This is a genomic window from Mesorhizobium sp. M7A.F.Ca.US.014.04.1.1, from assembly GCF_003998745.1.
Lineage (GTDB): Bacteria > Pseudomonadota > Alphaproteobacteria > Rhizobiales > Rhizobiaceae > Mesorhizobium > Mesorhizobium ciceri.
The window spans coordinates 1-5,446 of the sequence record NZ_RZRW01000402.1 but is presented as its reverse complement, the minus strand read 5'-3'; the positions used below and the strand labels follow the sequence as shown (position 1 = coordinate 5,446).

The following is a 5,446-nucleotide window of genomic DNA, read 5'->3' as shown; positions in this document are numbered from 1 at the left end:
CTCCGAAGCCGTGCTTGCCGGCGGTAACGCCGGCAAGCACGGCTTCGGAGAAGCGTCGCCTCTCGTCGATCAGGTCCTTGGCCGACAGGATCTCGTTGCGCTGCGATTTCAGTTCGAGAAGCATTTTGTTGAACGTATCGCCGAGCGAGGCGACATCGCCGTCCGAGGGCCTGACCGGAACCGCGACGTCGAGATTGCCGGTCGCCACTTCGTCGGCGGCGCCGATGAGCTGGCGAATGGGCCGCACCAGACGGTCGGCGACCGCAATGCCGGTCCAGATCGCGGACAGGATGATGATGAGGGTGAGCGAAAGATAGGGCAGCGCGAAGGCCACCTGCGAGGTGCGGCGGTTGTCTTCCAGCCCCCGATATTCGTCGGTGTTGGACCTGACGATCTGCCGCGCCTTGATGACCTCCGGATCGACGAGGCGAATGGTATAGAGATAGAGCCCTTCGATCTCGCGCAGCTTGACGATGGCGCCCATGATGTTGCGCGTTTTCGGCTCGATCAGCACCGGCTTGCCGTCGGCAGCGCTGGCCACGGCGCCTTCCGGCGGCTCAGGCATGGCAAAATCCGTGTCGGTCTTGGCGCTCATGACGAAAGAGCCGTCAGGTTTGATCAGCGCCGCATGAGCCAGCGAACGGCCCACGGCTTCCTTGTTCATCAGGTCGAGAAAGCCGGTACGATCAAGGCCGTAGAGTGTGCGTGACGCATCGAGATCATAGGCCATGGACAGTGTCGTACCCTGCAGGTTGCGGGCATTTTCCTGAACATAGGCGTCGGCGATCGACAGCGACGAATTGACGATCGTCTTGGTGCGGATCTCGAACCAGCGGTCGAGGCCGATGTCGAGCGTGATCGACGCGATGATGGCCACCATGATGGCCGGAATGGCGGCAACCAGGGCGAACATGGCGACAATGCGCACATGCAGCCGCGAAGCGGCCTTGCCATGCCGGCGCGCCATCAGGATGCGGTGCACCTCACGCCCGACCAGCGCGATAAGAATCAGGACGAAAGCCGCGTTGAGGGCAATCAACGCCAGCGTCGTCGACTCGTTCGGTGTGATCGGCGTGGCGCCAACGAGGATGGTGAACGAGATCGCCGCCGTCATCAGCGCGCCGACGACCGCGATCACGCCTGGCAGCGCAAGCAGCCGGCGCCCGTCACGAGCGCCGGGTTCGCTGAAAAGCGGTTGGTTTGTTGTCGGTGCCTGCGGGGCCATGTCGCCGTCTAGTGCCATGATTGCGTCGGATGTATGCAACGCATTGTGGCGATTATGCAACAAGTGTGACCGAGACGGAAATCTTTCGCGAGCCGATCCCCTGAAAAGAGCGCGGGTTCAGATCAAAGGCTCAGCCCTGGCGCGACGATTTGTAGACGTTGACGCCAAGTTCGCGGATCTTCTTGCGCAGCGTGTTGCGGTTCAAGCCAAGCAGTTCCGCGGCCTTGATCTGGTTGCCGCGGGTTGCCGTCATCGAGGCCAGGACGAGTGGAAACTCGACCTCGGACAGGATGCGTTGATAAAGCCCGGCAGGTGGCAAATCGCCGGCAAACGAGGCGAAATAGCGTTGCAGGAAGTGCTCGACCGCCTGGCCGATCGACAAATCGTCGGGAATGAGATTGCCGCCACCCGGCACCACGGGACGTTCGCCGGTCTTGAGCTCGGCCTCGATGATCTCGGCGGAAATCTCGTCCTGCGAATAGAGCGCGGCGAGCCTGCGAACCAGGTTTTCCAGTTCGCGCACATTGCCCGGCCACGGATAGCGCTTCATCAACTCGATGCCGCCGGAAGAAATGCGCTTGGTCTGCAGGCCTTCCATTTCGCCGAGCTTGAAGAAGTGGCGGACAAGGTCGGGCACATCCTCGGAGCGCTCACGCAGCGCGGGCAGCCGGAGCGGCACCACGTTGAGGCGATAGAACAGATCCTCGCGAAAAAGCCCCTGGTTGATCAGGGTGCGCAGATCCTTGTTGGTGGCGGCGACGATGCGCACGTCGGTCTTGATCGGCGTGCGTCCGCCAACCGTCGTGTATTCGCCCTGCTGGAGCACGCGCAGCAGGCGGGTCTGCGCCTCCATCGGCATGTCGCCGATTTCATCGAGGAACAGCGTGCCGCCTTCAGCCTGCTCGAAGCGTCCGGTCGAGCGATTCTGCGCGCCGGTGAAGGCGCCCTTCTCGTGACCGAACAGTTCCGATTCGATCAGGTCGCGCGGGATCGCCGCCATGTTGATGGCGACGAACGGGCCGCCACGGCGGCGGCCATATTCATGCAGCGCGCGCGCCACCAGTTCCTTGCCGGTGCCGGATTCGCCCGAGATCATCACCGTCAGGTCGGTCTGCATCATGCGCGCCAGCATGCGGTAGATGTCCTGCATGGCGGCCGAACGGCCGACCAGCGGCATTGCATCGGGCTGCTCTTCCGGCCGCGCATCGATCTTCGGCCGTCGCGGCTCGGAAAGCGCCCGGTTGACGATGTTGAGCAGTTCGGTCAGGTCGAACGGCTTGGGCAGATACTCATAGGCGCCGGTTTCAGACGCGCGGATCGCCGTCATGAAGGTGTTCTGGGCGCTCATGACGATGACCGGCAGTTCCGGCCTCGCCTTCTTGATGCGCGGCAGCATGTCGAAGGCGTTCTCGTCCGGCATCACCACATCGGTGATGACCAGATCGCCCTCGCCCGCCGCCACCCAGCGCCACAAAGTCGAAGCATTGGAGGTGACGCGCACCTCGTGGCCGACGCGCGAAAGCGCCTGGTTGAGGACAGTGCGGATCGCCGCATCGTCGTCGGCGACGAGAATATTGCCGCGAACGGTCATTTGCGGTCTCCTTCACCGTCTTCATCGGCGCCGTATGGCGCTTCTTTCCAGGCCGGCATCAGGATGCGGAATGTGGTCCCGCGCGGCGTCGATTCGCATTCGATGATGCCGCCATGTTCGCCGACGATTTTGGCGACCAGCGCCAGCCCCAGCCCCGAGCCGTTCGGCTTGGTGGTGATGAACGGGTCGAACAGGATCGGCAAGATGTCTTCCGAGACGCCGGAGCCATTGTCGCGCACACAGAACTCCAGCGGCAGCGACACGCGGTCCTGCGTGCCCGGCACTGAAACACGGATGCCTGGCCGGAAGGCGGTCGACAGCACGATCTCGCCCTGCGGGTCACTGCCGATCGCCTCGGCGGCGTTCTTGACCAGGTTGAGGAACACCTGGATCAACTGGTCGCGGTTGGCAAACACCGGAGGCAACGAAGGATCATAGTCCTCCAATATCTTGATTCTCTTGGCAAAACCGTTCTTGGCAATGGCCTTCACATGGTCGAGCACGACATGGATGTTGACGGGGTAGCGGTCGATCGGCCGCTCGTCGGAAAACACCTCCATGCGATCGACCAGCGACACGATGCGGTCGGTCTCGTCGGTGATCAGCCGCGTCAGCGCACGGTCTTCGTCGGAAGCCGACAGTTCCAGCAACTGGGCAGCGCCGCGGATGCCGGAGAGCGGGTTCTTGATCTCATGGGCAAGCATCGCGGCCAGGCCGGTGACCGAGCGCGCTGCGCCCCGATGCGTCATCTGCCGGTCGATCTTGTCGGCCATCGACCGTTCCTGGAACATAACCACCACCGAGCCCGGAAATTCCGGTACCGGCGCGACATAGAGATCGACGACCTTCTCGATGCCGAGACGCGGCGACGACACGTCGACGCGATACTCGTTGACCGGTGCCAGGCGCTCGCGCACCTGGTCGACCAGCGTCAGCAGCGGGCTGCCGAAGGGAATGAGTTTTGACAGCGTGTTGCGGGCGAGCATGGTCGCGCTTGAACGAAAGAAGTCCTCCGCGTCGGCGTTGGCAAAGGTGATGAAGCCTTCCTCGCTGATCATGATCACCGGGCGGCGGATGGTGTTGAGTACGATCTGGGCGGCATCCGCCATTTCAGCGCCTTGGCCGGCGGCGGCGTTCATGCGGCACTCCGCAGGGTCAAAGGTTGCGGATCGCGCGAAAACACATCGCGCAGCAAGGCAATGACGCGCGCGGGCTCGAATGCGGTCAGTATGGCCTTTCGGCTGTCGTCGGCTACGCCGCCGGCATGCCGATCAAGATACCAGCCAAGATGCTTGCGCGCCTGGCGCAGGCCGCTTTCGGCGCCGTAGAGCGCCAGCATATCCTCATAGTGGGCCACGATGTAGTCGGCGAGCGCCGTCGGGTTCTGTGGAATATTTGGCGTCGCTTCGCCTGTCGCTGCGGCCGCAACGCCACCTGCGATCCAAGGCGCGCCATAATGGGCACGGCCAATCATCACGGCGTCGGCACCCGATTGATCGAGAATGTCGGCCGCTTCCGCCGGCGAAGAGACGTCACCATTGGCGACGACCGGGATGGACACGGCTTCCTTGACGCGGGCGATGGCGCGCCAGTCGGCCTTGCCCTGATAGAACTGGCAGCGCGTTCGGCCGTGCACGGTCACCATGCTGACACCGGCCTGCTCGGCGCGGCGCGCCAGCATCGGCGCGTTGAGCGCGCCTTCGTCCCAGCCAAGCCGCATCTTGACCGTCACTGGCACCTCGACCGCGCCGACAACGGCGTCGATCAGCGACAGTGCGTGGTCGAGATCCAGCATCAATGCCGAGCCGGCATAACCGCCGGTGACCTTCTTGGCCGGGCATCCCATGTTGATGTCGATAATGTCGGCGCCCTCGCCGGCGGCGATTCTGGCACCTTCGGCCATGTGCATCGCCTCGCGGCCTGCAAGCTGAACCATATGGACGGGCAGGCCGGAGTGGCGTATGCGCAGGTTGAAACCGGCCCTGCCCTTGGCGAGCTCGCCGCTGGCAACCATTTCGGACACGACCAAGCCCGCACCATGCGCGTGGGCACGCTGCCGGAACGGCTCGTCCGTAATGCCCGACATCGGCGCGAGGAACACGCGATTGCGGAGTTTCACGCCGCCGACGTTAAGCGGCGCGGCCAATTTGGTCAAATTAACCATGCACAAAAACCAAGCATCTTCATTCGTTGCACATTCTCTAGCCATATCGGCCGCAATGTGCAACGCGGAATGACGCCACATTAAGGCGCAATCGGAAAAATGCTGGCCTTCGGGACTGGGTGCGGCCAAAGCGCCGCGCGCCCCGTGGGACGCGCAAAGGACGCTTTGGGATTCATATTTGACGCACGATCTTTGCCGAAAACCGATTACACTTTTCGGGATCGTGCGCTAAGCCAATCTGCAATGACTGACGCAAGTGAAAATCACGTTTCGAGTGCGGATGGCAAGGTCGCGGTGGTAATCGTCGCGGCCGGCCGTGGTGCGCGCGCCGGACAGGCCAACGGACCGAAGCAATATCAACACATTGGCGGCTTTGCCGTTATCGCACACACGCTTGACATTTTTCTGGCCCACCCGCGGACCAGCGAGATCGTCGTCGCCATTCATGCCGACGACCATGAACTGT

Annotated in this window: 5 protein-coding genes; 1 reads left to right on the top strand and 4 read right to left on the bottom strand. The window is 62.9% G+C overall.

From position 1 onward, the window contains the following. From EOA22_RS23290 to dusB, 4 genes are all read right to left on the bottom strand, one after another. Positions 1–1,225 (bottom strand): HAMP domain-containing protein (locus EOA22_RS23290; protein WP_164755753.1); only part of this gene is annotated, 1,225 nt, incomplete at its 3' end. A gap of 130 nt (positions 1,226–1,355) precedes the next feature. After that, positions 1,356–2,816, bottom strand: coding sequence for a nitrogen regulation protein NR(I) (gene ntrC / locus EOA22_RS23285; protein ID WP_024505195.1), 1,461 nt, complete (start codon positions 2,814–2,816; stop codon positions 1,356–1,358). Further along, positions 2,813–3,955: a nitrogen regulation protein NR(II) gene (locus EOA22_RS23280; RefSeq protein ID WP_013531493.1), complete on the bottom strand. Its 1,143-nt coding sequence runs from the start codon at positions 3,953–3,955 to the stop codon at positions 2,813–2,815. The genes ntrC and EOA22_RS23280 overlap by 4 nt, the downstream gene beginning before the upstream one ends. After that, a complete protein-coding gene (gene dusB / locus EOA22_RS23275; protein WP_063168046.1) occupies positions 3,952–4,980 on the bottom strand; it encodes a tRNA dihydrouridine synthase DusB in 1,029 nt (342 codons plus the stop codon). The genes EOA22_RS23280 and dusB overlap by 4 nt, the downstream gene beginning before the upstream one ends. A 243-nt stretch (positions 4,981–5,223) precedes the next feature. Between dusB and EOA22_RS23270 the strand changes: the two genes are divergently transcribed. Continuing rightward, a partial coding sequence (locus EOA22_RS23270; protein ID WP_206521322.1) for a 2-C-methyl-D-erythritol 4-phosphate cytidylyltransferase occupies positions 5,224–5,446 on the top strand: 223 nt, incomplete at its 3' end.